Source organism: Mycobacterium ahvazicum (assembly GCF_900176255.2).
GTDB classification, from domain to species: Bacteria; Actinomycetota; Actinomycetes; order Mycobacteriales; family Mycobacteriaceae; genus Mycobacterium; species Mycobacterium ahvazicum.
The window spans coordinates 545,070-571,498 of the sequence record NZ_FXEG02000002.1 but is presented as its reverse complement, the minus strand read 5'-3'; the positions used below and the strand labels follow the sequence as shown (position 1 = coordinate 571,498).

The following is a 26,429-nucleotide window of genomic DNA, read 5'->3' as shown; positions in this document are numbered from 1 at the left end:
TACGCTGTGAGCTCAGCCGACCTGGCCTTTTACCACCGGCAGCCCCGGGTCGCTCGGCACGTCCAGCGGCGACGGGGCCGCACCCGCGCCAACCAGATGCGCGGCGAACGCCGCGATCATCGCGCCGTTGTCGGTGCAGAGCCGTGGCCTGGGGATACGCAGCGTCAGACCGGCCTGCGCGCAACGCTCGGTGGCCAGCTCGCGCAGCCGCGAGTTGGCGGCGACTCCGCCGGCGATCAGCAGCGTCCGCACGCCGAGGCCGGTGGCGGCCCGGACTGCCTTCATGGTCAGCACGTCGGCGACGGCTTCCTGGAATCCGGCGGCGATGTCGGCCGTCACGGCGTCCGGGTTGCCCTCCACGTAGCGCGCGACCGCGGTCTTGAGGCCGGAGAAGCTGAACGTGTGCGGGTCGTCTCGCGGGCCGGTCATGCCGCGCGGGAACGGGATGGCGTCGCGGTCACCGGTGCGAGCCAGCTCGTCGAGGACCCGGCCGCCCGGATAGCCCAGGCCCAGCAGCCGGGCCACCTTGTCGTAGGCCTCGCCCGCGGCGTCGTCGACGGTGCTGCCGAGCTCGAGGATCGGCTCGCCGAGCGAGCGCACATGCAGCAGATGCGTGTGCCCGCCGGACACCAGCAGCGCCACGCACTCGGGCAACGGCCCGTGCTGGTAGACGTCGGCGGCCAGGTGCCCGCCCAGATGGTTCACCGCGTAGAACGGCACGTCCCAGGCGGCCGAATACGCTTTGGCCGCAGCCACTCCCACCAGCAAGGCGCCGGCCAGCCCGGGGCCGATGGTCGCGGCGACGACGTCCGGCTTGTCCAGTTCGGCGGCGTCCAGCGCGCGGCGCATGGCCGGTCCGAGCGCCTCCAGGTGGGCGCGGGAGGCGATTTCGGGGACCACACCGCCGAACCGGACGTGCTCGTCGACGCTGGAGGCGACCTCGTCGGCCAGCAGTGTGACGGTGCCGTCGGACTCAAGCCGCGCGATGCCGACTCCTGTTTCGTCACAAGAGGTTTCGATGGCAAGGATGGTGGTTGTCATTGTGCTTCCCGCCGCATCGTGTAGGCGTCCGCGCCGCTGACTCGGTAGTAGCGCTTGCGCAGGCCGATCTGCTCGAAACCCACGCTACGGTAAAGCGCGATGGCGGCCTCGTTGTCGGTGCGGACCTCCAGGTAGACCACGCCGCCGTCGGCGAACTCCAGCAACTCCCCGAGCAGCCGGCGGCCGATGCCGTGGCCCTGGTACTGCGGGTCGACGCCGATCGTGTGCACTTCGTATTCGAACGGCGGGGTGCGGCCCAACCTGGAGATGCCGGCGTAGCCGACGAGAAGATCGGCGGTACGCGCACCCACGTAATGGTTGTGGGCACTGGCCAATTCGCGATGGAACGCCGCCGCGGGCCAGGGGTCGTCGCCGTCGAACAGCTGGGCTTCCAGTTGCGCACACCGTGGCGCATCGGCGCGGGTCAGCGCGCCGATCGTCACGGGTTCGCTGCACGCCGTCATCCGCGGGCCGCCAGGGGCTTGGCGTCGGGCCGGCGCAGGTACAGCGCCACCAGCGGCGCCGGGTCGCTGGACCAGTCGGGCACCGCGGCGACCAGCCCGGCCGCCGTGGGATGGACGGGCTCGCGGACCGCAAGACCGAACAGCGCCGCGTGTGCGGGCGAGCCCGCGACCGCTTTCGCGGGTCCGGGGTCGACGTCACCGGGCGCATTGACCGACGGGCCGGCCGTGCGCAACCCGTCGCTGTATCGGGCCCAGTAGACCTCACGCCGCCGGGCATCGGTGACCACCAGGGTGTCGCCAGTGGTCAGTGCGCCGATGGCGTCCAAACTGCAAACCCCCCACACGGGGATGTCCAGCGCATGGCCATAGGCGGCGGCCGAAGCCATCCCGGCGCGCAGCCCGGTGAACGGGCCCGGGCCACAGCCGACCACGACGCCGTCGAGGTCGGCCATCCTCAGTCCGGCTTCGGCCAGCGCGGCAAGCACATTCGGGGTCAGCCGTTCGGCGTGGGCGCGGGCGTCGACGGTGACCTGCTGGGCCAGCACCGTGCACTCGGCGCCGTCGCGGCGCACGATGCCGGCCGTCACCGCGGGGGTGGCGGTGTCCAGAGTCAAGATCAGGCTCACGACCGGCCCCACTCCCACGTCACGATCCGCACGTCGGATCCGCTGACCCGCTCCAGCCGGATGTCGAGATGTCGTTCGGAGAGGCGTTCGGCCAGGCCCTCGCCCCACTCCACCACGACGACCGCGTCCTCGAGATCGGAGTCGAGGTCCAGGGAATCGAGTTCGGCGATCAGGTCCGTGCCCGGGTGGTCCAGTAGCCGGTAGACGTCGACGTGAATCATCGTCGGCGCGCCCGCCCGCCGCGGCGGGTGCACGCGGGCCAGCACGTACGTCGGTGAGGTGATCGGGCCGTCGACGTCCATCGCCGCGGCAATTCCCTTGGCCAGCACAGTCTTTCCCGCTCCGAGCGGGCCGGACAGCACCACGACGTCACCGGCGCGCAGTTGCTGTCCCAACCGCGACCCGAGCGCGATCGTGTCCTCGACGCGCTCGCAGGTCGCCGTGCCGGGTCTCAGTTCAGCCACGGCGCCGCAGCCGTTGTCGAGTTCGCCGATACCACAGGGTCATTCTGCCCGGAATGGCGCGATTGACCAGCCGGACCAGCCCGTCGTTGATGGCCTCGGGCTTGTCCAGCAAGGCCAGGTGACTGGCCCCGCTGACGATGACCAGCTCCGAGCGCGGCAGCGAGGCCGCCATCTTCCGCGAGTACTCGTCCGGAGTGATCAGATCGTGGTCGCCGCAAGCGATCAGCGTCGGGATCCGCAGCAATGTCCACAGGCCGGCGGTTTCGTCGTGGGTTTCCAGCGCGTTCAGGAATCCCACCAGCGTGGGGATCGGGGTGCCGTTCATCATCCGCTGGGAGAATGCGTCCAGGCTGCGGCTGACATGCAGATCGCTGTAGGACGCGGCCCGCAGAATCGGGCCGATCAGCGAGCGCGACACATTGCGGCCGCGGTGCATCAGCTTGGGCGCCGACCGAGCGGTGAACCGCAGTGCCTCCACCGCGGGGTTTTTCAGGATCTCACCCAGCGGCGAGCGGGTAACCCCTTCGGCGGCAGTGGAAATCAGCGCCGCCCCGACGATGCGGCTACCGTACTGGTCCGGGTACTGACGGGCATGCGACAACACCGTCATGCCGCCCATCGAATGGCCGACCAACACGATCACCCCACGCGGCGCGACCTCGGTCAGGACGCTGTGCAGGTCCTGCCCAAGCTGGGTCAGCGTGTAGGTCTCGGGTGAGGCCGAGCCGGAGCGCCCATGCCCGCGCTGGTCGTAGAAGACCATCCGCACCCGCGGTCCCCACTTCTCGGCGAGTCGCTTGCGCTGAAAGTAGAACGCACCCATGCGCAGGCAGAAGCCGTGCACGAAGACCATCGTCAGCCCAGCGTCCAGCGGGCCGACTTCACGCACCGCCAACGACACGCCGTCGGGCGTGGTCACCACATAGCTGCGGTCGCTGTGGAGGCGCTCGAAATCCTCGTCGGCATACGGGTCCTCGGCGAGCGTGACACGCTGCGTCATCGACCGGCGCACCGAAGCGCCGACGATGGTGGCGACCGCAGTCAGCCCTGCCCCTCCCGCAAGCCAAGCCCTTCCCCGCAGGCGCCCGCGAGTTTCCTCATCGTCCAACGGTTTCGGCCTCGCGATAGGTCCTGGCGATGCGCCCCCGCGGACTGGTGACCACTTCGTAGTGGATGGTGCCGAGCAGATCGGCCCAATCCTGGGCGGTTGGTTCACCAGTGGCGCCGGGGCCGAACAGAATCGCCTCGTCACCTTCTGCCACGTCGACGGCTCCGGGACCGAGGTCGACGAGGAATTGGTCCATGCAGATCCGCCCGACGCCCGGGCGTCGCCTGCCGTTGATCAGCACGTCGAGCCGCCCGCCCAGCGACCGGAACACACCGTCGGCGTAGCCGATCGGAATCAGCGCCACGGTCGTGTCGTGCGGCGCGACCCAGGTGTGGGCGTACGACACGCCCTCGCCTGCGCCGACCGATTTCACCAGTGCGACAGCGCATTTCACTGTCATTGCGGGCAACAATCCCATGTCGCCGAGCTCGGGAACCGGACTCAGGCCGTAGACCGCGATTCCGGGCCGCACCATGTCGAAGGCCAGGTCGGGACGAGACATCGTGGCCGACGAATTCGACAGGTGGGCAATCTCGAATCGCACTCCCTGGTCGTTTGCGTACGCCAGCATCTCGCGAAACCGTTGCGCCTGAACATCATTGATCGAGTTGTTGGGCTGGTCGGCGAACACCAGGTGCGACATCAGCCCGCGTAACCGAATCGTCTCGTCCGAGACGGCCCGGCGCACCGCGGTCAACATCGCTTCGTAGTGGCCTGGGGGCACGCCGTTGCGGTTCAGCCCGGTGTCGACCTTGAGGCTCACCGTCGCCGCCTTGTCGGTCCGATGCACCGCGTCGAGCACCTCGTCGAGCTGACGCACCGAGGACACCGCGATCTCCACATTGCCCTGCAGCGCCGGCCCGAAGTCGATGCCGGGCGGGTGCAGCCAGGCCAGCACCGGCGCGGTGATTCCGTCGGCACGCAGCGCCAAGGCTTCGTCGACCGTCGCGACGCCCAACTCGGCGGCCCCGGCGGCCAGGGCGGAGTGTGCCACCCGGATGGCGCCGTGGCCGTAGCCGTCGGCCTTGACGACGGCCATCACCTGCGCGGAGCCGGCGTGCTCGCGCAGTACCCGCACGTTGTGCGCGATCGCACCCAGGTCCACCACGGCCTCGGCGAGCACGCCCGGCGTCAGGGATATCGGCGTTACTGCCACGGCCGCTATTGTCCCAGAAACCCAAAAAGCCCCGCGAAAGTGCAACCAGGGACACCGCTACTCGCGATTTGCGTCCCTAGATGCACTCTCGCGACGCACGACCGCTAGTGGGCGAAGTGCTCGCTGGTGTAGTGCCCACCCGGCTTCAGCTTGTCCAGGGAGGCCAGCGCGCTGCGGGCATCGTCGTGCAGGGCCCGGGCCAGGTCGGCGGACAGTCCCTCGCGCACCACGACCCGCAGCACCGACACGTCGGAGGCGTTGTCGGGCATCGTGTAGGCGGGCACCTGCCAGCCGTAGCCGCGCAGCTCGTGGGAGACGTCGAACTCGGTGTAACCCAGGCCGCGCGCCAGCCGGAAGCTGACCACCGGGATTGCCGAGCCGTCGGAGATCAGCTCGCAATGTTCGCCGTCCCGCAGCTGCTCGCCCAGCCAGCGCGCCGTCGACGACAGCGTCTGCATGACCTGGGTGTAACCCTCGCGGCCCAACCGCAGGAAGTTGTAGTACTGGCCGACGACCTGGTTGCCCGGGCGGGAGAAGTTCAACGTGAAGGTCGGCATGTCGCCGCCCAGATAGTTCACGTGGAACACCAGATCCTCGGGCAGGTACTCCTTGTCGCGCCACACCACGAATCCGACACCCGGGTAGGTCAGCCCGTACTTGTGGCCGCTGACGTTGATCGACACCACTCGCGGGAGCCGGAAGTCCCACTTGAGCTCGGGATGCAGAAACGGCACCACGAATCCGCCGCTGGCGGCGTCGACGTGCACCGGGACATCCACACCCCCGCCTGCCGCCAGCTTGTCCAGCGCCGCGCAGATCTCGGCGATCGGTTCCAGCTCTCCCGTGTAGGTGGTGCCCAGGATCGCGACCACCCCGATGGTGTCCTCGTCGACGGCATCGACGACCTGCTCGGGGGTGATGACGTACCGCCCCTCCTCCATCGGCAAGTAACGCGGCTCGACGTCGAAGTAGCGGCAGAATTTCTCCCAGACCACCTGGACGTTGGAGCCCATCACCAGGTTGGGCGTGCGCCCCTTCCAGCCTTCCTTTTTCCCGGAGCCGACCTTTTCGCGCCATCGCCACTTCATCGCCAGACCGCCCAGCATCACCGCTTCGCTGGAACCGATGGTGGAGACCCCGGTCGCGCTGGACGGATCGTCGTCGCGCAGCCCGTCAGCGTGAAAGAGGTCGGCCACCATGGACACACAGCGCTGCTCGATGGCCGCGGTCGCGGGGTATTCGTCCTTGTCGATCATGTTCTTGTCGAAGGTTTCGGCCATCAGCCGTCCGGCCTGGGGATCCATCCAGGTCGTCACGAAGGTGGCCAGGTTCAGCCGCGAGCTGCCGTCGAGCATCAGCTCGTCGTGGATGAAGCGATAGGCGGCATCGGGGTCCATCGACTCCTCGGGCAGCCTCAGCGCGGGTATCGGCGCGGTGAACAGGCGGCCGGTGTAGGCGGGGGCGATCGAGTGCCCGGGGACGGACGGATGGCTGCCGGTCATGGCGGATCCTCTCGTTGACGATTACAGAGCGGCCAGCGCGGCGCGGATGTGCGGCACGATGCGCGACGCCGAGGTGGGCGCCGCACCGGGACCCGGGTCCGCGGCCGAGAGCGCGGCGGCGCGGGCGTGGACGTAGGCGCCGGCGGCGGCCGCCTCGGCCGGCGGCAGTCCCGCGGCCAGCAGTGCGCCGATCATCCCGGACAGCACGTCGCCGGAGCCGGCGGTGGCCGCCCAGGACTGCCCGGCGGGATTGAGGTAGACCGGGCCGCCGGGGTCGGCGATGACGGTGACGTTGCCCTTGAGCAGGACGGTCGCGCCGAACGTGTCGGCCAGCTTGCGGGTGGCCGAGATCCGGTCGTCGCCGGGCGGCGCCCCGGCCAATCGGGCGAACTCCCCCGCGTGCGGGGTGAGCACCGTCGGTGCGCGACGACTGGCCACCAGCTCGGGGTGGGCGGCCAGAATCGTCAGCCCGTCGGCGTCGACCAGCACCGGCAGGTCGGTTTCCAGCGCGAACCACAACGCGGCGGCACCGGCGTCGTCGGTGCCCAAACCGGGTCCGACCACCCACGCCTGCACCCGCCCGGCCGCCGCGGGAGAGGGCGTCGCGATGACCTCCGGCCACACCGCGAGAACCTGGCGGTGCCCGCTGCCCGCATAGCGCACCATGCCCGAGGTGGCCGCGACCGCGGCGCCGGTGCACAGCACGGCCGCACCCGGATACGTCGACGAGCCGGCCAGAATGCCCGTGACACCTTGGGTGTATTTGTCGTCGTGCGGCCCCGGAACCGGCCAGCGGGCGACGACGTCTTCGGCCTCGAAACCGAGCACTGATGCTGTTGAGGTGTCCGGCAGGTCGAGCCCGATGTCGACCAGCTTGACGTCGCCGCAGTCGGCCAGCGCGTGCACGGGCTTGAGGCCACCGAACGTCACCGTCAGCGCGGCGTGCACCGCGGGGCCGGTGATCGCGCCGGTCGCCACGTCGACGCCGCTGGGGATGTCGACGGCGACCACTGGGATCTCGTGAGCATCGACCGCGGCGAACACTTCGGCCGCTGCCGGCCGCAGCGGACCCGAGCCGGAGATGCCGACCACGCCGTCGATGACGAGATCGGTTGTCGCCGAGACGCTCTCGACGACGTGGCCGCCGGCTTTGCGGAAGGCGGCCAGGCCCTTGCGGTGGGTGTGGTCCGGGCTGAGCAACACCGCGTCCGCGGCCGCGCCGCGACGCAGCAGAAAGGTCGACGCCCACAGCGCGTCACCGCCGTTGTCGCCCGAGCCGACGACCGCGCACACCCGCCGACCGGCGACGCCGCCGGTGCGGGCGGTCAACTGTTTGACAATCTCGGTGGCCAACCCGAAAGCCGCACGTTTCATCAGGACGCCGTCGGGCAGGCTGGCCAGCAGCGGTGCTTCGGCGTCGCGGATCGCATCCACGGAGTAGTAATGCCGCATCGAATTCAGCATTCCATGCTCGTCGGTGTTTTCGCACAGCAGTCGTTCAGGAGCCGTCCGTACATTCGGCGGTAGCGACGATTGGAGGGGCGATGGCGCGCACGGATGACGACACCTGGGACCTGGCAAATGGCGTGGGAGCCACCGCAACCGGCGTAGCCGTGGGCCGCGCACTGGCCACCCGGGCGCCTCAGCGACTGATCAACGCCCCGTTCGCCGAGCCGCTGGTGCGCGCCGTCGGCGTGGAGTTTTTCACCCGGCTCGCCGGCGGCGAACTGGATCCCGCCGAGGTTGACGACAACGGCGACTTCGGCATGGTGGGCATGGGCCTGATGATGGGCATCCGCACCCGGTTCTTCGACGACTTCTTCGTGACCGCGGCCGCCGCGGGTGTCCGGCAGGCGGTGATTCTGGCCTCGGGGCTGGACGCCCGCGCCTACCGGCTGCCCTGGCCCGACGGGACGACGGTGTTCGAGATCGACCAGTCGCGGGTCATCGAGTTCAAGAGCGCAACCCTGGCCGATCTGGGTGCCGACCCGACGGCCGACCTGCGCGCAGTGCCCGTCGACTTACGCCACGACTGGCCGGCCGCGCTGCGCGCCGCGGGACTGGACCCCAGCAAGCCGACCGCGTGGAGCGCCGAGGGTCTGATGCCGTTCTTGCCGCCCGAGGCCCAGGATCGGCTGCTGGACAACATCACTGCGCTCAGCGCGCCGGGAAGTCAGTTGGCCACCGAAAACCTGCAGGGCACCAGCGATGTCGTAGCGACGATGGCCGGCCGCATCCGTGAGGTCACCGACCAATGGCGCGAACACGGCTTCGACATCGAGATGACCGACCTCTGGTACGCGGGTGAACGCAACGACGTGGTCGAGTACCTGCGGTCCCATGGCTGGCAAACGACCGCCAGGGCGGTGCTGGATCTGGCTGCGGATTACGGTCTTTCGCTGCCGTCCCGGCCGGCGGGTGACAACGAGGACACGCTCTCCTCGATGCAGTACGTCACCGCGACGCGAAACTAGCCGTTGCCGACGTCACCGAGCACCGGCGAGAGGTCATCGGCATCGAATGCCGCAGTCAACCACTGACTCATCGAGGCGGCCAACGTCACCCGATTCTCACGCTTGGCGATGCCATGTCCGTCGTCGCTGAACACCAGATAGCCAACCCGACGACCGGCCTTTCGTAGCGCGTCGACGATCTGTTCCGATTGGCTCATCGGCACATTGGTGTCCTTGGCTCCATGGACCACCAACAACGGCGCCGTCAACGCGTCCACCCGGTGCAGGGGCGACAGGTGCTCGAGCAACTCACGATCGCTGACGGGATGGCCGTACTTCGGATAGGCCGCGGCGGCAATCCACGGCTCGGTATGGCGGTAGAACGTGCCGAGGTCGCTCATGCCGCAGATGCTGATGCCCGCCGCGAACAACGCGGGATGAAACGTCAGCGCCGCCATGGTCAGATAACCGCCGTACGACCAGCCCGCGCAGGCAATTCGCCGCGGGTCGGCTAGGCCGTTGTCCACCAGGAATCGCACGCAGTCGGCGACATCGTCGATGGCGGCGAACCGCTTCTCCTTGTCGTCGGCATGCATGAAGGTCCGGCCGAGGCCTCCGGAGCCACGCACGTTCGGCGCCAGCACCAGAATCCCGTCGTTGACCAGCCGCGCAAAGATCTCGCTGTAACCGGGACGAGCCTGACCTTCCGGTCCGCCGTGCAGGTATACCACCGCTCCTTTGACGGCTTCTGCGGCCGGCGGCCGGTAGAGCCAGGCATTCAGGCTCAGCCCGTCGCGCGCGGTGATCGTCTCCGGCCTCGTCGCGGCGGAAAATCCCGGTACGACCGGGCCCTGGCTCGGTTCGCGATCGATGAGTTCCCATCGGCGCGACCGGGGATCGACCAGCTCGACGGTGCGCGGCGCCGCCGGACCTTCGACGGTCATCGCGATCATCGAGCCGCCGGCACTGATGGACAGCTCGCCGGCGACCAGCCCGGGCAGTGGGATCGGATCAGTCAGGGTGTTGTCGGCATATTGGAGGATTTGTAATTCGCTGCGGCCCTGCATGTTCCACAGCAGAACCACGGTGGACAGGTCGTCGCTGACGGCGAATGCGTCCAGTTCACAGTTGGGGCGCTCGGCCACCACGCAATAACTGACGCCGTCGTGGGTGGCCGTCACTTCCAGCAGCCGGGCGTATTCACAGCCATTGTCGCTGCGGATCAGTGCCCGCACATATCCGTTCGCGCCCGTGCCCGGGTAGTAAAGCTTGGTCAGATCGCGATCCGGACCGTAGCGGATGCGGCGCGGATGGTGGTCGTCGAGGATGACGCCGTCGGCCGTCGTGGAGCCGGGATCGGATGGCAATAAGGCGATCTCGGTCGGTCCGTGCAGCATGATCAGTTCGTGGTAGCCGCGCGGTCCGACCCGGATCAGTGCCGCTCCGGCCCAGGCGTCGACCAGGCGGCCACCAGAGCGTCGGTCCAACACCGTGCAACAGCCGTCGGCCGGATCGATCAGACACGATTGCCCGACCCCGTCCTCACCGGTCAGGATCGCCGCGACACGGCCACCGTCCCAGCCGACGAGCTCAGCGGTCCCGTCGTGCTCGTCGTCGATGCCGTCGATCCTAAGGGCCATCCTGTCGTCGGGATCGGTGGTGACGACCCAGATCTCGGTTCGTGTGCCGCCGCTGGGCGCCACCTCGCACGCCAGCCACTGACCGTCCGCCGAGTGGATCACCCGCGAAACAGGACCCTCGACCGGCAGGACGACGTCGCGCGACGAGCTTGCCCGTCGGCCTCGCAGAAAGCGTTGCACCGCGCGGGGATAACCGCCGTCGTCGATCAGGTGTGCGAATGCCGTCGCGTCCGGGGACAGCGACGCGCCGTAGATGGCGCGCACGTGTTGCGCCATCGACTCAGGTCCCCAGGCTCTGCAGCCACATTTCGAGCACCGCCAGTTGCCACAACGCGTTGGAGCCCAATGTGGTTCGCGTCTCGTTGGGCGCGGCCAGCAAGGCGTCGACGGTGTCGGTGCGATACAGGCCGCGGTTGCGGGCCGCACCGTTGGTCAGCGCATCGCGCACCATCTCGAACACCTCGCCGTGCAGATGCCGGATGCCCGGCACCAGGAAGTGGCCTTTGGTCCGGTCGATCACCTCCGACGGAAGTAGTTCTCGCGCACCACCTTTCAGCACACCCTTGCCGCCCGAGGCCAGCTTCAAATCGGGCGGACATGCTGCGGCCAGCTCGACGAAATCGTGGTCGAGGAACGGCACGCGAGCCTCGAGGCCCCACGCCATCGTCATCGTGTCGACCCGCTTGACGGGATCGTCGACGAGCATCACCTGGGTGTCCAGACGCAGCGCCGCGTCGACAGCACAGTCGGCACCCGGCGCGCCCTGATGGGCTGCGACGAATGCGCGGCTGACATCGGCATCAATCATGTACTCGGGGGCCAAGATTGACCGTAGATCGTCATGGCTGCGATCAAAGAAAACCTTCGCATACGCCTCGGTGGTCTGCTCACGGGCGATATCGGCCAGCGGCGGATACCACGAGTAACCGGCCAGGATCTCGTCGGCACCCTGACCCGACTGCACCACCTTCACCGACCTGCTCACCTCTTGCGACAGCAGGTAAAAGGCGACGCAGTCATGACTGACCATGGGTTCACTCATCGCGGCGATGCATTTCGGTACGGCGGGCACCAGTCGCGATTCGTCGATGTGAATCTTGTGGTGGTCGGTGTCATACGTCTTGGCGACCAGATCGGAATAGAAGTACTCGTCTCCGGACTCCCCGTCTGCGGAGTCGAACCCGATGCTGAAGGTTGCCAGCCCCTGCTGACCCTCCTCTGCCAGTAACGCGACCACGATCGATGAGTCGATGCCACCGGACAGCAGAACACCCACCGGAACGTCGGCGACCATCCGGCGTTTGACCGCGGTGCGCAGTGCCTGCATCAGCGAAGCTTCCCAATCACGCGCTGACCATGACGCTTTCGCCGGATTACGCCCGAATTCCGGTGTCCAGTAAATGGTGTCGGCCTGGGTACCGTCGGGTTGGATCACCCGTACGGTTGCCGGCGGCAGCTTACGCACACCGCGAAATATCGTCAGCGGCGCCGGTACCACGGAGTGAAAAGTCATGTAATGGTGCAACGCTTCACGGTCGAGCTCCGTGTCCACCCCGCCGGCCTCGAGCAATGCCCGCACCGAGGATGCAAACCGCAGCCCGCCGGGTAGGGACGCGATATAGAGCGGCTTGATGCCGAGTCTGTCGCGGGCCAGCGTCACCGCGCCGGAGTCCCGGTCTGCGATGGCGAACGCGAACATCCCCTTGAACTTCTCGACGCAGCGTTCCCCCCACTTGTGAAACGCCTTGATCACCACCTCACTGTCGGCGGTGGAGAAGAATCGGTAGCCATCGGCGTGTAGTTGCTCGCGCAATTCCTGGTAGTTGTAGATGCAGCCGTTGAACACCAGCGTCAAGCCCAGATCGGCGTCGACCATGGGCTGCGCGCCGCGGGCGGACAAGTCGATGATCGACAGCCGCCGGTGCCCGAGTGCGACGGGTCCATGGGCCACCACCCCGTCGGCATCGGGCCCGCGTGACGTCATTGCCCCGGTCATGCGCGCGACGGCGCCGACATCCGCCGCACACCCGTCCCAGCGGATCTCACCGCAGATGCCGCACATATCAATCGCTTTCGCTTAATGGCTCGCTGAGGATCCAGGTATCTTTGCTGCCGCCGCCGTATGACGAGTTGACGATGCGCGACCCACGGCTGGCCACCCGCGTCAGCGCCGCGGGCATCACATGTGCCGATACGGCACCGTTTCCGGCCGCCCGAAGATGCACAAATGCACGCAAGTCGACGTGATGAGGGTATAGGCCGTCGCCGTCAAAGGTGGGATGGGTCGATAAGTTGACCGCCTCCTGGGCGATGAACCGCTCGGGTTGCGTTTCCAGCTCCCGTCGCCGCGCGTCCAACGCGGACTCGGAGGCGTCCGGCCCGATCAACACCCCGCTTCCGCCCAGTCCGTCGATCGGTTTGACGACCAGGTCGCCGAGATTTGCCAGCACGTAGTCACGCTGTTCGCGTTCGGCGCAGATCCAGGTAGGCACCTGCGCCAGGCTGGGCTTTTCGTCGAGATAGAACTTGATCATGTCGGGCACATAGGCGTAAATCGCCTTGTCGTCTGCGACACCGTTGGCCAGCGCATTCGCGATGGTGAGATCGCCGTCCGCGATCGCTCTGAGCAGACCCGGCCGCAGCGGCACGCCGTCGTATCCGGTGGACGACAACAGCATGTCCTCATCCATCCGCGCATACACGACATCGATGCGGCGGGCCCTTGATCCGACGTGCTGCACCAGTTTGCCGTCGCGCAGTGAGAGATCGGATGGCTGCACCAGTGCCACCGACATTTCCTCGGCCAAAAAGGTGTGCTCGAACCATGCGCTGTCCTCCCAGCCGGTCGACAGCACCGCGACGGTCAGGTCGTCGGACGCGTGCGCCGGTGCCGCTGCGCGCAGCGTCTCGAGCAGCATCGCGGGTGCCTGGCCGGCTTCTTCGATCGCCGCGGGCGGTTGCAACTCGCTGAGGTGTTTGGTGACCAGGCGATGGTTGACGATTGCGTAGGCCATCCCCGAGGGCACTCGCAAATTGTCCTCGAGCACCGTCCACCCACCGGCGCGGTCGCACACGATGTCGGTGCCGCTGATGTGGGCGCGGACGGTATTGCCCGCAAGCCGGCCGGTAGAGCGAAAGCCGGGTGCCCGGTCGAGAATCTGTTCGCCGATGATGCCGGCCGCGACGATCTCTTGCGCGGAATAGATGTCGCGCAGAAACGCGTCCAGCGCGCGGGCCCGCTGGGCTAAGCCTTGGCACAACTGCGTCCACTCCGGTGCGGTCACGATGCGCGGCACGAGGTCAACCGGGAACAGTTGGGCCCGGGTTTGACCGGTGACGCGAAACGTGACGTTGTCGGCGCGCTGCTCCTGCTCGATGGCCGCTTCCCGGGAACGCAGTTCGGCCACGCCGATCTGGGCGATGGCATCGAGGACATTCCGATAGTGCGGGTGTGGTTGACCGCTGGTGTCGACCGCTTCGTCGTAACTGTCGTCGAGGTTGCCACCAGCGGTATCGGTGCGTTTGCTGCCCGGCTGGTAGCCGTACCGAAGCGTCCGGTCGTCACCGACAGTCATCGAGGTCGGACCGGTGGCCGCCGTCTCGACAATGAGCTGGTCGACGACGTCGGTGAGACGCCCGCGACGGCGCAGCGCCCGCCGCTGCCGTGCCGAGGACGTTCCCATCTCGAGCGCTTGGCGGCTCAGCTCGCTCACGGTTTCCCAATCACCGGTTTCGTCCAATTGCGCACGCAGTCCCTCGACCAGCTCGCTAACCACCTCGGATGCCGGGCGGCCGACGGGTCCGCGGACGTCGACCAGCTCGCCCTCCAACCCCGACCGGGCGGCTCGCCACACCGCGGCCCGGCTCACCGCCGGTGAGAGCACCGTCGGCTCAGTTCCCGCCTGCGCGGCCGCGGCCTCGCGCTCCACCAGGGCCCGGAATATCCCGGCGATCAAGACGACCGTGTCCACGGACGGGCAGCTGTCGCATACCCGCAGCTCCAGCGTCGGCGCCGCGCTAGCCGGGCGCACGTCGAAATAAACCATCCCGACGTCGGAGATGACGCCGCTGGCCACCAGGTCGGCGACCAGTTGGTCGTATTCCGCGGCCGTGTGAACCGGGGCGGCCGGACCCGTTGTAGGCCAGCGCTGCCAAACCAGCGTGCGCAGACTCGCGTAACCGGTGTCAGACCCGTCGGACGCAAAGGGCGAGCTGGCAGACAAGGCGAGCAGAGTCGGGAGATACGCGGCCACCCGGTAGCCGACCTCGACCGCTTCGTCGCGATCGGCGACGCCCACATGTATCTGGGTGCCGCAGATCAGCTGCTCTCGGGCCAGCAGTTGGTAATCGGCGAGCATCTGCCGATAGCGCGGCGTCTTGGTCACCTGCATCTCGGCCGGGACCGCCAGCGGCACCGCGCCGGCGGCGACCACTCCCATGCCCAATTCGGTGGCGGCCTCGACCAAGACCTTGCGCTGGCGGACGAGTTCCTCGCGCAATTCGCCCAGCGAATTAACCACTTGAGTGTTGGTCTCGACGACGCACCGCTGCAACTCGGCGACATAGTCCTCGGTCAGCTCGGCCAGCAGTTCGGGTGCGCGCGCCGTGAGCCGCCTTGTCTTCAGATCGACAAGGTGGAACTCCTCTTCAGCGCCCAGCGTTCGCGGCGACACAGCTCGCATTTCCCCACGCTATGGCGGCGCAATTACCGTGGCGTTAAACGCAGATCGCGTTCGCAACAGCAAAACCGGCCGGACCCTCAGATCGGATCCTCGCGGGAGCGGAATCGTCGTATCGCGGCTCGGAACCGGGCCGGGCTCCACGGCTTGTCTATTCTCGCCCGGGCCATCGGATAGAAGCAGAGCCCGATGAGGATCGACGTGAAGTGACCGATCGCGGTGAAGTTCAGCCCGTGTTTGGCCATCGTGATCAGAGGAAAGCCGAAGACGACCAGCAGTACGCCGAGGTAAAGCCAGCGCCATGGCCGCTCGATGCGATACGCCAACACGGCCATGATGCCGACCAGGAAGTAGCTGACCCCGATATCGCGGGAGCGCACCAGCCGTTCCGATGCGTCGTGTTCCTCGATCGCGAAGTACAGGATGCCTTCGCTGATGTAGGTCGAAAGGATGTGGCTGGTCAATCCCACGGTGAGCCAGTTCAAGTGGCCGAGCCAGTGTTCGGCCGGGGCGAGAAACAAGGTGAACAGCAGCAGGTAGGGCTCCAGGCTCTTGCCGTCGATCCACAGCAGGCTGGAAAACAGCACCGAAAGCGGATCGGTGCCCAACTCGTGAATGTTGGTGGAGCGGTGCAGCAACACCGAGTGCAATTGCCGCCCGGAGAGCTGGTTTTGGATGACTGTGGTGATCATCAACACCAGGAGCCAGCCGTAGGTCAGCGGAGCGCTGCTGACGAAATGCCAGACCCCGATAGCCAAGCTTCGTAGTCGCGCCCCCACCGATCCATCCGCCACGGCGTCCACCTTTGCATGCCCGGCGGCTTGGGCAAACTTTTATGCCGCCTTTTCAGGTTCGGGTCGTAGATGCCGCCACCAGCAAAAGATGTACAGCACCATCGACATCACCAGTGTGACGATTACCCAGAGCGTGACCGTGACATCGACCCAGGACCCGATCGGGGGTGCGTCGGGCAACGCATTTCGCAGTGGTATCACCGCGAACAGCATTGCCGCGTACCACGTTGTCATCGGTGGCTGGAATTTTCGACGGTCGCGCGCCGTCTGGATGGCGACGAAGGCGCCGACTCCGGCGAGCGCGAGCATCACCACGACGATGACGGCGGCGAACGCCGCGATGCTGGGCGAGCGCCGTAGCTCCACCCGGTACGGCGACTGCAAACTACCCTCACCGGCAACGGAAAGCTGCCAGCCGGAGACACGGTCGACGAATTTCACCGGTAGCTGTTCGGGTCGCTCGGTGCCGTAGATGAGGTCGACCGTGATCGGGCCCGACTGATATTTGTCGAGGGGCCACACCGACGGATCGCCGCTAATCGTCAGCGGGACAGGGTATTCGCCGGGAAGCATGCCTTTCGTCCAGGCGCGTTTGCTGGGCGTGGCCGCGGAGTGGACCACGACGGCGAAGTCTGAGTTGAGGCCGCGGGTGACCGGATCCAGCAGCCCAGGCCCCGGCGTGATGGTGACGTCGGCGTGCAGCGCGCCCTTCATCGACTGGGTATCGAGGAAGTCGATCGTCACCGTGGTCCCGTCGGCCGACGGCTTGCCGGGGGTCAGTTGCAGCGGGCAGCCGCAACCGGACCTGGCATAGAGCGCGACCGTGGTCACGTACGCGCCGATGAAAAAGATCACCAAAGCCATGATCGAAAACTTCATGAACCGAGTGCCTCTGGCGAAGCCGTTCGCTGCCAAGGTTGCCTCCCCCGCTGACTGTCCCGTCCGACACGCATCACCCCGGCCAGAAATACTAGTGGCTTACCGCGCGGCGACCAGACGCTAAGTCGGCCGCTGCGAGGCCAGCTCGTCGGGTGCGGGCCGCAGATGCCGCCACCAGCAAGAGATGTAGAGCCCCATCGAAATCACCAATACGACGATCACCCACAGCACGATCGTGACGTCGATGAAGGCTCCGAAGGGAGGCGCGTCGGGAAGCGCATTCCGCAATGGCACCACCGCGAACAGCATCGCCGCGTACCAGGTTGTCATCGGCGGCTGGAATTTGCGCTTGTCGCGCCAGGTCTGGACCGCGACAAAGAGCGCAAACGCGGCGAGCGCGACCAGTACGCCAAGGATGACAACCGCGAACGCAACCGTGCTCATCGATCGGGACAGATCCACCTGGTAGGGGCCGAGCAGATCTGCGTCGCTGATGCGGCTGACGTCGATATCCCAGCCGAGCAGACGATCGGCCATGGTCACCACCGCCGGCACCCGCGTGGAGGTGGTGGGGCCGGACAAGAGCTCGGAGACGATGGGCCCCGAGTGGTATTCGTCCAGCGGCCAGACCGCGACTTCACCGCCCACGGCCAGTGAAACCCGAAACACATCGGGCACAGTGCCTTTCGGCCACGTACGCTTGCTGGCCGTCACCGCGGACGTGACCGCGATGGTGAGATCTTCCTTGAGATTGTGGGTTCGCGGATCGAGTAGCGCGGGTCCGGGAAAGACGCTGACGTTGGCGACGAGCAGGCTGTTGGCCGACTGAACTTCCTGGACATCGATGGTCACCCGGGTCAGGTCGGGCTCCGACTGACCTCGAACGACAATGCTGCGGTGGCTCAGGCCGCCGTCGACGTACAGCGCAACCGAGACGCCATAGGCCACCAGGAACAACACGACACCGACGATGCCGAATATCCGGCGGTGGCTATTCAACCGTGACCGACTTGGCCAGATTTCTCGGTTTGTCGACGTCGTACCCACGGGCCTGCGCCACCGACGCGGCAAACACCTGCAGCGGGATGGTCGACAGCAGTGGCTGCAAAAGCGTTGACACCGAAGGGATTTCGATCAAATGATCGGCATAGGGACGCACGGTGTCGTCCCCTTCCTCGGCGATGACGATGGTCACCGCGCCACGCGTCTGAATCTCGCGGATATTGGACATCAACTTCGCATGCAGCGTAGCCGACCCCTTGGGTGACGGCATCACGACGATGACCGGCAGGTCGTCCTCGATCAGCGCGATCGGGCCGTGCTTGAGCTCGCCGGCGGCGAAACCCTCGGCGTGCATGTAGGCCAGCTCTTTGAGTTTGAGCGCGCCTTCCAGCGCCACCGGGTAGCCGACATGGCGGCCCAGGAACAGCACGGTCGAGGATTGGGCGAACCGATAAGCCAGGGCGGCAACGGGTTCGATGTTGGCGAGCACCCGCGAAACGATCTCGGGCATCGCTTCCAGCTCACGGTATTCGCGCTCGACCTCGTCGGGGTACTTGGTGCCGCGGGCCTGTGCGAGCGCCAGTCCGACCAGGTAGTTGGCGGTGATCTGGGCCAGGAAGGTCTTCGTCGAGGCCACCCCGATTTCCGGCCCGGCGCGCGTGTAGAGCACCGCGTCGCATTCGCGGGGGATCTGCGAGCCATTGGTATTGCAGATCGCCAGCACCTTGGCCTTCTGCGCCTTGGCGTGGCGGACCGCTTCCAGGGTGTCCGCGGTTTCACCGGACTGCGAGATGGCGACCACGAGTGTGCTGCGGTCCAAAACCGGGTCCCGGTAGCGGAATTCGCTGGCAAGCTCGACTTCCACCGGCAGTCGCGTCCAGTGCTCGATCGCATACTTCGCCAGCAGCCCGGAGTGATACGCGGTGCCACAGGCGACGACGAATACCTTGTCGACCTCGCGCAGTTCCTGATCGGAGAGGCGTTGCTCGTCGAGCACGATGCGGCCGTTGACGAAATGGCCGAGCAGCGTGTCGGCCACCGCCGTGGGCTGCTCGGCGATCTCCTTGAGCATGAAGTACTCGTAGCCACCCTTTTCGGCGGCGGCGAGGTCCCAATCGATATGGAACTCGCGATAATCGACGTCTTCGTTGCCGTCGAAGTCGGTGATCCGGTAGCCGTCGGCGGTCAGCACCACGCATTGGTCCTGGCCGAGTTCGACGGCGTTGCGGGTGTGCGGAATGAAGGCCGCCACGTCGGAGCCGACGAACATCTCGCCGTCACCGACGCCGACCACCAACGGGGTCGACCGTCGCGCGGCCACGATGGTGCCGGGCTCGTCGGCGTTGGCGAACACGAGCGTGAAGTGGCCCTCCAGCCGGCGCAGCACCGCGAGCACCGACGCGGCGAAGTCGCCGGCCGTCTCACCCTCGCGATACGCCCGGGCGACCAGGTGCACGGCGACCTCGGTGTCGGTGTCGCTGGCGAACTCGACGCCGGCCGCCTCCAGCTCTTGGCGCAGGGTCGCGAAGTTCTCGATGATGCCGTTGTGGACGACGGCGATCTTGCCGGCGGCGTCGCGGTGCGGGTGGGCGTTGCGGTCGGTCGGGCGGCCGTGGGTGGCCCAGCGGGTGTGGCCCAGGCCGGTGGTGGCGCCCAGGTCCTTGGCCGGCATGTCGGCCACCGCTTTGTCCAGGTTTTCCAGTCGGCCGGCGCGGCGGCGCACGGTGAGCCTGCCGGTGCCGTCGACCAGCGCGATGCCCGAGGAGTCGTAGCCGCGGTACTCCATGCGGCGAAGTGCGTCCATGACGACTTGGCAGGCAGGGGCCTGCCCGACGTAGCCGACAATTCCGCACATTGTGACCAGGGTAGTGCAGATGACGCGCCCGCTCGGCCCGCTGCCAGGCCCAACCCGGATGAGTGGTCGCTCAGGCGGCTTTTCGGCCGAAGTGTCGCCCCGAGCTCACGCTCAACGGCACTGAAGTGACACACGGCGCCCAGCCGGTAACGTTTGGCCCGCCCACCAGCGCGAAAGGCCCGCTTTGACCGACCCGTACCACCGCTTCTCCGTCAGGCTCCACGAGCACACCGGCTTCGTGGTCTTTTGGGTCCAGCGCACGATCACCTGCACCGGGACGCTCGAGCAATGCGAGAAGGCATACCGCGATGCGCAGCTGCATTGCCTGGTCACCGGCTGGTGGGGCCTGCTGTCGCTTTTCCTGATGAACCCGATCGCGCTGATCTCGAACTACACGGCGATTCGACGAGTACGCGCCCAGGCGAAGGAAGCCCCGGCGCCCCACGCCGCGACGCCCTATGCCCCCGTCGGCCAGGCTGTTCGCGCCGTGGCGCCCCGCCAGGCCGTCGCGCCTCACCCAGCCGCCCCACCCCGACCGGTCGGGCCGCCGCCGGGCTGGTACCCCGACCCGGGCGGACCGGGACAGCGGTACTGGGACGGTGTCGCGTGGACTCACTGGACCCATCCCCGCTAACGTCGACGAGTGGCCCGCATCCGCAAGCTCGTCACCGCCCTCAGCCGCCGTGGCCCGCATAGGGTTTTGCGTGGTGACCTGGCTTTTGCCGGATTGCCGGGAGTGGTTTACACCCCCGAATCCGGTCTGAACCTGCCCGGTATCGCGTTCGGCCACGACTGGCTCGCCGGCGCGGCCCGCTATTCGGGTCTGCTCGAGCATCTGGCGTCGTGGGGCATCGTGGCCGGCGCGCCCGACACCGAGCGGGGCCTGGCGCCGTCGGTGCTCAACCTGGCCTCCGATCTGGGCACCGCCCTCGACATCGTGGCAGGGGTGCGGCTGGGGCCGGGCAACATCAGCGTGCACCCGGCGAAGCTCGGCGTCGTGGGCCACGGATTCGGCGCCTCGGCGGCCGTGTTCGCCGCTGCCGGAATGCCGACCGCGCTGGCCGCGGCCGTCGCGGTGTTTCCGACCGTCACGACTCCCCCGGCCGAGCAGCCGGCTGCGTCGCTGAAGGTCCCGGGGTTGATCCTGACCGCGCCGGATGATCCAAAGACGTTGAACGCCAACGCACTTGCGCTTTCCAGCGCGTGGAGTTCGGCCACGCTGCGCATCGTCAGCAAAGCCGAACCCCGCGGGCTTGGCGAAGGCCGACGACTGGCGTCGGTGTTCGGGCTACCCGGTTCCCACCGCCGCACCCAACGATCGGTGCGCGCCCTGCTGACCGGGTACCTGCTCGCCACACTGGCCGGTGACAAAACCTATCGCGAGTTCGCCGATCCGGACGTTGTGCTGCCCAAGACAACTCCGATCGACCCCGAGGCCGAACCGGTCGCTCTCGAAGAGAAGATCGTCGCGCTGCTGAAGTAACGTTATGCGGGCCAGCGCGACCTCAACGCGCTCGGCGCCCAGGCCGGCCAGTTAGGTGCTCCGACAACCTGGCCACCGCTCATTTGGGCGACGATGCGGGGGCCTTTGAGCGCGCTGTTGTCGTAGACGGTCGCGCAGTCACAGCGCGTGATCGCGGCGACGACCAGCGGCCAAAGGCGTTGAAAGCGTTGACGAATCTTGTCCTCGGGTACGGCATGCCCACCGGCTTTGACTCGGTATCTGACCCGCTCCACCGCGAGCTCCTCGGCGACGAGCAGTACATGCAGGACGACGGTGTACGTCGCCGCGTGGGCGCTGTCGATCAGCTCCAGCTTGGACGGATGGGAAAACACCGTCTCGGCGATGAACGATCGGCGCAGCTCGATCAGCCTTGCCCTGGTGTCGGCCGCGACCCGGGCGGCCTCGTACGAATGGGTAGCCGGGTCGGCCGGCCAGCGTTGTCGGGCGATCTCGTCGGCATTGACGAAGACGGCAGTCGGCAGCAGCGGCGCGAGCGTGAATTCGACGAAGGTCGACTTGCCCGCGCCATTAGGCCCGACGACCAGGTCGAGCCGGTTCATCGGGCCTCGGCGTTCCCCTTCTTGCGCCTGGGCTGTGGCTTGGCCGCCAATACCGCCGAGCCGCCATCGGGCCGGTATTCGACGATCTCACCGGCGTCGTTGAGCGCGACGGTGGTAACGCCGCGCTTGGCCAACAGCTCGCCGTAGTTGGCTTCGTTGAGGTTTTCCTGGATTGCCGCGGCGATCTCGGCGTTGACGACGACGCCTTCCTCGACGCTGAGCTCGCTCAGCTCCAGGTCTCCGGCCAGCGCCGCCTCCACCCGGCGACGGGCAGCGGTGTGCTGGCTCGACACCGCGCGCCCGACACGCACCCAATGGTCGAGTTGCTGCTTGGCCGAGCGGCTCTGCCGCACACCCTCGGCCGCGGCGCTATCGACCAGGTCCGCCGCGAACCGGGTCACCCGATCGGCGCTGTCAGCCATTTCCCCTCCACCTGTAGCAGGTTGTAACAACTGTAGCAACTTGCTACAGCTTATGCGAACGACGACCGGCACCGCTCCGTCGGGCGTCCTGCCCGGCGTGATTAAGTATCGTTCATGCGAATCGGAATCGCCCTGGACTATTCGGGCGGCTTTCACGAAGCCGTCGACCGTATCGTCGAACTCGAGAAGGCCGGCCTCGACATCGCCGTGGTGGCCGAGGCGTATTCCTACGACGCCATCAGCCAGCTGGGGTATCTGGCCGCCAAGACCAACACCGTCGAATTGGCCACCGGCGTGGTTCCCATCTACATCCGCACGCCGTCGCTGCTGGCGATGACCGCCGCGGGCCTGGATTTCGTGTCGGGCGGCCGGTTCCGGCTTGGCATCGGGACCTCCGGGCCTCAGGTGATGGAGGGGTTTCACGGCGTCGCGTTCGACGCCCCGCTCGGGCGCACCCGCGAGGTCGTGGAGATCTGCCGCAAGGTGTGGCGGCGCGAGCGGCTGCAATACGACGGCAAGTACTATCAGCTGCCGCTGCCGCCGGACCGCGGCACCGGTTTGGGTAAGCCGCTTGCGCTCATCAATCACCCTGTGCGCGAACGTATTCCGATAACGATCGCGGCGCTGGGCCCGAAGAACGTCGAGCTCACCGCCGAGATCGCCGAGGGCTGGCAACCGGTGTTCTACCTCCCGGAGAAGGCCCACACCGTCTGGGGCGCGGCGCTGGCCGCCGGCACTGCCAAACGGGATCCGGCCCTGGGCCCGCTGGACACCATGGTGCATGCGTCGGTGGCGATCGGCGACAACGTCGAGGAGCGGCTGGCCTGGGTCAAGCCGCAGCTGGCGCTCTACCTCGGCGGCATGGGCGCCAAGGGTAAAAACTTCTACCACAACCTAGCCACGCGCTACGGCTACGGCGAGGTCGCGGACAAGATCCAAGAGCTGTACCTGACCGGCCGCAAGAGCGAGGCCGTCGACCTGGTGCCCGACGAGCTGGTGCGGGGTATGTCGCTGATCGGCCCGCGCGGTTTCGTCAAAGAGCGCATCGCCGCCTTCGCCGAGTCCGGTGTGACGACGTTGTTGGCAAGCCCGGCGGCCGCCGACCCTAAAGAGGCCGTGCGCTTCGTCGAAGAGGTGCTCGAACTGCGGGGCTGAGGCGTCACTGCCCTGCCTGCGGAACCTGGTCTGCGGCAATCTCACACGGCGTCGCCCCCTCAGTTGGCGGCGCCGGGGCGGCCGCGGGCGTCGGCGGCGGGTTAGGCGGATCGGCGGGGACCGGCGCGCCAACCGGTAGTGGCGGCGTCTCAGCGGCGGCCGGCGGGGCGCTCACCGGCTGAGCCTCGTCGGCTTCCTTTGGCTCATCGGCTTCCTTTGGCTCATCGGTCTTTTCAGCGTCGGCCTTGTCGTGTCCTGCTTCGTCGTCGTCGTGCTCGTCATCGGGTTTGAACGGATCCTCATCCTCATCCTCGTCGAACGGGTCGTGACCTATCGGATCGTCGAGCCCCGACGAATCGCCGAGCCCGTCTGTCGCCGAACCCAGCAGACCACCCAGTGCATCGACGATGCGGCCGGCCAGGCCGCTGAGCCCGCCCAGACCGCCGGTTGCACCACCCGAATCGCCGAGTGCGCCGGCAGCCGCTGGCAGGGCCGCATCGCCCAGGCCGGCGCCCAGGTCCGAGAGCGCTGGCGCGGGGTCCGAGAGCGGCGGCGCGGCGGGCGTCGGAGCCGCAGCGGGGGCGTTGGCTACCGGCGCGGGGGCCGGGTCCGGCGAGCACCGCCGCGGGTGCCGTCGCGGCCGCAAGCGGCTGGGGAGGTAACCCCGGGGACGATTGGGGTAGTTGGAAACCGGGGCCGAGGTCGGTGGGCATTTCGAAGTATGCCGCGGGTGCGGCGGCCATCCGGTCGTTCACCATGTCGTAGGCAGTGCCGAACGCGGCCGTCGACGAACGCATGGCCGCCAGCCAGTCATTACGAATGTCGTTGTCCACGTATGGCATTACCTGCCCACGGACGACCTGTTCCGCCGTCGACCGCTCCCCCGCCCCGGCCGTCACCACCGCGGCGGCGGCCAACCACGCCGAGCGCTGCGCCTGGCTGCGGTCGTCGATCGCGATCGCAGCACCGACCTTGGAGTCGAGCAGGTACCACAAGTTGTCGCGTAGCGATTCGCACCGCTGCGCGGCCGCGCGCACCTCGGTGGCGACCATGTTGGCGGCGTCGCAATGGCGTTGCAAGAACGCGACGGCGGCGTCGCTTCCCGCCCCCATCCAGGCCGCCACCAGCCCAGCGACCTGATCCTGCTGAATCCGCAAGCCCTCCAATGCCGCAGCGCCTGCCGCCCGCAGTAGAGCGCAGTCGCGGTCGAGGACACGAAGATCGAGGCCGTCTTCACTGTCGAACCAGTCGCGAATCTGCGACGGGTGCGACGTCAGGTCCGGATGCTCGTATCCCATTGTCTGACAAGCCTGTACGTAGGCCTGGGTGCGCTCGATCGCGACTCGGCCCTCGGCGAGGCGTTCGGCGACGTCTAACCGATCGGCCACGGTCAGGCGATCCGCGCCGCGGCGTAAAGCTCGGCGTCGGCATAGCGCTGCGCTCCGGACCGCAGCGCGACTGCGATCGCGACCGAGGCACGTGACCACTGCGACAACTGCGTCGTCAATCGCTCCAGCTCGGCTCGTAGCGCATCCCCGCGCGCGGTGTATGCCCGTCCGGCCGTCACGCCGCTGAAAGCCAACGCCGCCAAGTGATCACAGACCGCGCTGTCGACCAGCTCGGCGGCGGCCCGCAGTTGATCGGCAACGCGATGTACCGCCGCGACGTCGATTCCGGTGCGGTCAAAAGTGGCGTGTCGTATTCCCATGCCTAGTCCGACGCCGGACTCCCCGTCGGGGTTCCAGCGAAAAGGAACTAGCGCTGGTCGCTGACCGCTTCGGCGACGCGGTTGGCCACCCGCTGCGCGATGTCTTCTTCGGGCGCTTCGACCATGACGCGGATCATCGGCTCAGTTCCCGAGGGGCGCAACAGGATTCGACCGGTGTCGCCGAGTTCGGCCTCGGCCTCGTCGACCGCGCTGCGCACCGACGGCGCGGCGGCGGCGGTCGCTTTGTCGGCAACCTCGACGTTGATCAGCACCTGCGGGAACGACTGCATCGGCGCGGCGAGGTCGGCCAGCGCCAAGCCGGTCTGCACCATGCGGGTCATCAGGCGCAGCCCGGTGACGATGCCGTCGCCGGTGGAGCCCAGCGCGGGCATCACGATGTGGCCGGATTGCTCACCGCCCAGGCTGAATTCGCCGGACCGCAGCTCCTCGAGGACGTAGCGGTCGCCGACGCCGGTGGTGCGGACGGTGACGCCCGCCGCCCGCATCGCCTGATGCAGTCCGAGGTTGCTCATCACGGTGGTGACCAAGGTGTTGGCGGCCAGCTCGCCGGCTTCCTGCATCGCCAGCGCGAGCACCACCATGATGGCGTCGCCGTCGACCAGTTCGCCCCTGGCGTCCAGCGCCAGGCACCGGTCGGCGTCGCCGTCGTGGGCCAGGCCCAGGTCGGCGCCGTGGGCAAGCACCGCCGCGCGCAGCGAGTCCAGGTGCGTCGATCCGCACCGGTCGTTGATGTTGAGGCCGTTGGGCTGGGCGTTGATCGCGATGACCCGGGCTCCGGCGGCGTGGTAGGCGCGGGGTGCGGCCGACGACGCCGCGCCGTGGGCACAGTCGACGACGACCGTCAGGCCGTCGAGTGGCAGCGTGTTGGCCTTGCCGACGTGGCGCAGGTAGCGATCGGCGGCGTCCTCGGCGTCGATCACGCGGCCGATCGCGGCGCCGACGGGTCGCGTGCCCGGGCCGGCGGCGACCAGCTCCTCGATCTGGTCTTCGGTGTCGTCGTCCAGCTTGTGGCCGCCGGGCCCGAAAATCTTGATGCCGTTGTCGGGCATCGGGTTGTGCGACGCCGAGATCATCACGCCGAAGTCGGCGTCATAGGCGCCGGTCAGGTAGGCCACCGCGGGGGTGGGAAGAACCCCGACGCGAAGCGCGTCGACACCCTGGCTGGTCAGGCCCGCGATCACCGCGGCTTCAAGCATCTCGCCGCTCGCCCGCGGATCGCGGCCGATCACGGCCACGTGCCGGCCCGGTTTTCCCGGTCCCGCCAACCGCCGCGCGGCCGCGCTGCCCAGCGATAGTGCCAGCTCAGCGGTCAATTCGCGATTGGCGACTCCGCGAACACCGTCGGTGCCGAATAGTCGAGCCATCGGACAAACCTCTCACAGTGACGTCATGCGCA

25 protein-coding genes are annotated in these 26,429 nt (G+C 67.6%); 5 read left to right on the top strand and 20 right to left on the bottom strand.

Annotated elements, in window-relative coordinates; genetic code table 11:
* Positions 1-12 precede the first annotated feature (12 nt).
* The 8 genes from tsaD to MAAFP003_RS05005 form a co-directional block, all read right to left on the bottom strand.
* A complete protein-coding gene (tsaD, locus tag MAAFP003_RS05040) occupies positions 13-1,041 on the bottom strand; it encodes a tRNA (adenosine(37)-N6)-threonylcarbamoyltransferase complex transferase subunit TsaD (RefSeq protein WP_096284948.1) in 1,029 nt (342 codons plus the stop codon).
* Complete coding sequence (rimI, locus tag MAAFP003_RS05035; protein WP_096284946.1) at positions 1,038-1,505, bottom strand: ribosomal protein S18-alanine N-acetyltransferase; 468 nt, start codon at positions 1,503-1,505, stop codon at positions 1,038-1,040. The genes tsaD and rimI overlap by 4 nt, the downstream gene beginning before the upstream one ends.
* Positions 1,502-2,131 (bottom strand): tRNA (adenosine(37)-N6)-threonylcarbamoyltransferase complex dimerization subunit type 1 TsaB, encoded by a 630-nt coding sequence (gene tsaB / locus MAAFP003_RS05030; RefSeq protein WP_423790858.1) that lies wholly within the window; start codon positions 2,129-2,131, stop codon positions 1,502-1,504. Before tsaB ends, rimI begins: the two co-directional genes overlap by 4 nt.
* Positions 2,128-2,595, bottom strand: coding sequence for a tRNA (adenosine(37)-N6)-threonylcarbamoyltransferase complex ATPase subunit type 1 TsaE (tsaE, locus tag MAAFP003_RS05025; protein WP_243393776.1), 468 nt, complete (start codon positions 2,593-2,595; stop codon positions 2,128-2,130). Before tsaE ends, tsaB begins: the two co-directional genes overlap by 4 nt.
* Positions 2,588-3,640: an alpha/beta fold hydrolase gene (locus MAAFP003_RS05020; protein ID WP_207768515.1), complete on the bottom strand. Its 1,053-nt coding sequence runs from the start codon at positions 3,638-3,640 to the stop codon at positions 2,588-2,590. Before MAAFP003_RS05020 ends, tsaE begins: the two co-directional genes overlap by 8 nt.
* 52 nt (positions 3,641-3,692) lie before the next feature.
* Complete coding sequence (alr, locus tag MAAFP003_RS05015) at positions 3,693-4,859, bottom strand: alanine racemase (RefSeq protein WP_096284938.1); 1,167 nt, start codon at positions 4,857-4,859, stop codon at positions 3,693-3,695.
* Between the two features lie 104 nt (positions 4,860-4,963).
* Positions 4,964-6,361 (bottom strand): glutamate decarboxylase, encoded by a 1,398-nt coding sequence (gene gad / locus MAAFP003_RS05010; protein WP_096284936.1) that lies wholly within the window; start codon positions 6,359-6,361, stop codon positions 4,964-4,966.
* Between the two features lie 21 nt (positions 6,362-6,382).
* A complete protein-coding gene (locus MAAFP003_RS05005; protein WP_096290889.1) occupies positions 6,383-7,813 on the bottom strand; it encodes an NAD(P)H-hydrate dehydratase in 1,431 nt (476 codons plus the stop codon).
* Between the two features lie 92 nt (positions 7,814-7,905).
* Here MAAFP003_RS05005 and MAAFP003_RS05000 point away from each other — a divergent pair, with 92 nt between their 5' ends.
* Positions 7,906-8,835 (top strand): class I SAM-dependent methyltransferase, encoded by a 930-nt coding sequence (locus MAAFP003_RS05000; protein ID WP_096284934.1) that lies wholly within the window; start codon positions 7,906-7,908, stop codon positions 8,833-8,835.
* On the opposite strand, the gene MAAFP003_RS04995 is transcribed toward MAAFP003_RS05000, so the two are convergent.
* The 7 genes from MAAFP003_RS04995 to glmS form a co-directional block, all read right to left on the bottom strand.
* Complete coding sequence (locus tag MAAFP003_RS04995) at positions 8,832-10,730, bottom strand: alpha/beta hydrolase family protein (RefSeq protein ID WP_096284932.1); 1,899 nt, start codon at positions 10,728-10,730, stop codon at positions 8,832-8,834. The two genes, MAAFP003_RS05000 and MAAFP003_RS04995, sit on opposite strands and share 4 nt — an antisense overlap.
* A gap of 4 nt (positions 10,731-10,734) precedes the next feature.
* The gene (locus tag MAAFP003_RS04990; RefSeq protein WP_096284930.1) at positions 10,735-12,516 is read right to left on the bottom strand and encodes an N-acetylglutaminylglutamine amidotransferase; all 1,782 of its coding nucleotides are present in this window, start codon (positions 12,514-12,516) and stop codon (positions 10,735-10,737) included.
* A gap of 1 nt (position 12,517) precedes the next feature.
* The gene (locus MAAFP003_RS04985; protein ID WP_207768466.1) at positions 12,518-15,136 is read right to left on the bottom strand and encodes a carboxylate--amine ligase/circularly permuted type 2 ATP-grasp protein; all 2,619 of its coding nucleotides are present in this window, start codon (positions 15,134-15,136) and stop codon (positions 12,518-12,520) included.
* A gap of 77 nt (positions 15,137-15,213) precedes the next feature.
* Positions 15,214-15,927: a rhomboid-like protein gene (locus MAAFP003_RS04980; protein WP_243393768.1), complete on the bottom strand. Its 714-nt coding sequence runs from the start codon at positions 15,925-15,927 to the stop codon at positions 15,214-15,216.
* A gap of 39 nt (positions 15,928-15,966) precedes the next feature.
* Complete coding sequence (locus MAAFP003_RS04975) at positions 15,967-16,806, bottom strand: DUF4436 domain-containing protein (protein ID WP_096284928.1); 840 nt, start codon at positions 16,804-16,806, stop codon at positions 15,967-15,969.
* A gap of 120 nt (positions 16,807-16,926) precedes the next feature.
* The gene (locus tag MAAFP003_RS04970) at positions 16,927-17,805 is read right to left on the bottom strand and encodes a DUF4436 domain-containing protein (protein WP_243393766.1); all 879 of its coding nucleotides are present in this window, start codon (positions 17,803-17,805) and stop codon (positions 16,927-16,929) included.
* A complete protein-coding gene (glmS, locus tag MAAFP003_RS04965) occupies positions 17,798-19,663 on the bottom strand; it encodes a glutamine--fructose-6-phosphate transaminase (isomerizing) (protein ID WP_096284926.1) in 1,866 nt (621 codons plus the stop codon). Before glmS ends, MAAFP003_RS04970 begins: the two co-directional genes overlap by 8 nt.
* Positions 19,664-19,847: 184 nt before the next feature.
* Between glmS and MAAFP003_RS04960 the strand changes: the two genes are divergently transcribed.
* Together MAAFP003_RS04960 and MAAFP003_RS04955 are read left to right on the top strand one after the other, a co-directional pair.
* The gene (locus MAAFP003_RS04960; RefSeq protein WP_096284924.1) at positions 19,848-20,297 is read left to right on the top strand and encodes a DUF2510 domain-containing protein; all 450 of its coding nucleotides are present in this window, start codon (positions 19,848-19,850) and stop codon (positions 20,295-20,297) included.
* 9 nt (positions 20,298-20,306) lie between these two features.
* Positions 20,307-21,146, top strand: coding sequence for a dienelactone hydrolase family protein (locus MAAFP003_RS04955; RefSeq protein WP_096284922.1), 840 nt, complete (start codon positions 20,307-20,309; stop codon positions 21,144-21,146).
* 2 nt (positions 21,147-21,148) lie between these two features.
* Here MAAFP003_RS04955 and MAAFP003_RS04950 read toward each other — a convergent pair whose 3' ends face one another.
* Positions 21,149-21,727 (bottom strand): ATPase, encoded by a 579-nt coding sequence (locus tag MAAFP003_RS04950; RefSeq protein WP_096284920.1) that lies wholly within the window; start codon positions 21,725-21,727, stop codon positions 21,149-21,151.
* Positions 21,724-22,149 carry a TA system antitoxin ParD family protein gene (locus MAAFP003_RS04945; protein WP_096284918.1) on the bottom strand — a complete coding sequence of 142 codons (426 nt, stop codon included), beginning with the start codon at positions 22,147-22,149 and terminating at the stop codon, positions 21,724-21,726. Before MAAFP003_RS04945 ends, MAAFP003_RS04950 begins: the two co-directional genes overlap by 4 nt.
* A 114-nt stretch (positions 22,150-22,263) precedes the next feature.
* Between MAAFP003_RS04945 and MAAFP003_RS04940 the strand changes: the two genes are divergently transcribed.
* Entirely contained in the window at positions 22,264-23,304 is a 1,041-nt protein-coding gene (locus MAAFP003_RS04940; RefSeq protein ID WP_096284916.1) for an LLM class F420-dependent oxidoreductase, read from the top strand.
* A gap of 4 nt (positions 23,305-23,308) precedes the next feature.
* Here the strand turns inward: MAAFP003_RS04940 and MAAFP003_RS30070 are convergent, their stop codons facing one another.
* Entirely contained in the window at positions 23,309-23,950 is a 642-nt protein-coding gene (locus MAAFP003_RS30070) for a hypothetical protein (RefSeq protein WP_423790857.1), read from the bottom strand.
* 122 nt (positions 23,951-24,072) lie between these two features.
* Here MAAFP003_RS30070 and MAAFP003_RS30065 point away from each other — a divergent pair, with 122 nt between their 5' ends.
* Complete coding sequence (locus MAAFP003_RS30065) at positions 24,073-24,444, top strand: hypothetical protein (RefSeq protein ID WP_423790856.1); 372 nt, start codon at positions 24,073-24,075, stop codon at positions 24,442-24,444.
* Between the two features lie 250 nt (positions 24,445-24,694).
* Here the strand turns inward: MAAFP003_RS30065 and MAAFP003_RS04930 are convergent, their stop codons facing one another.
* The gene (locus MAAFP003_RS04930) at positions 24,695-25,012 is read right to left on the bottom strand and encodes a type VII secretion target (RefSeq protein ID WP_096284914.1); all 318 of its coding nucleotides are present in this window, start codon (positions 25,010-25,012) and stop codon (positions 24,695-24,697) included.
* Positions 25,013-25,059: 47 nt separating this feature from the next.
* Positions 25,060-26,397 (bottom strand): phosphoglucosamine mutase, encoded by a 1,338-nt coding sequence (gene glmM, locus MAAFP003_RS04925; RefSeq protein WP_096284912.1) that lies wholly within the window; start codon positions 26,395-26,397, stop codon positions 25,060-25,062.
* Positions 26,398-26,429 lie beyond the last annotated feature (32 nt).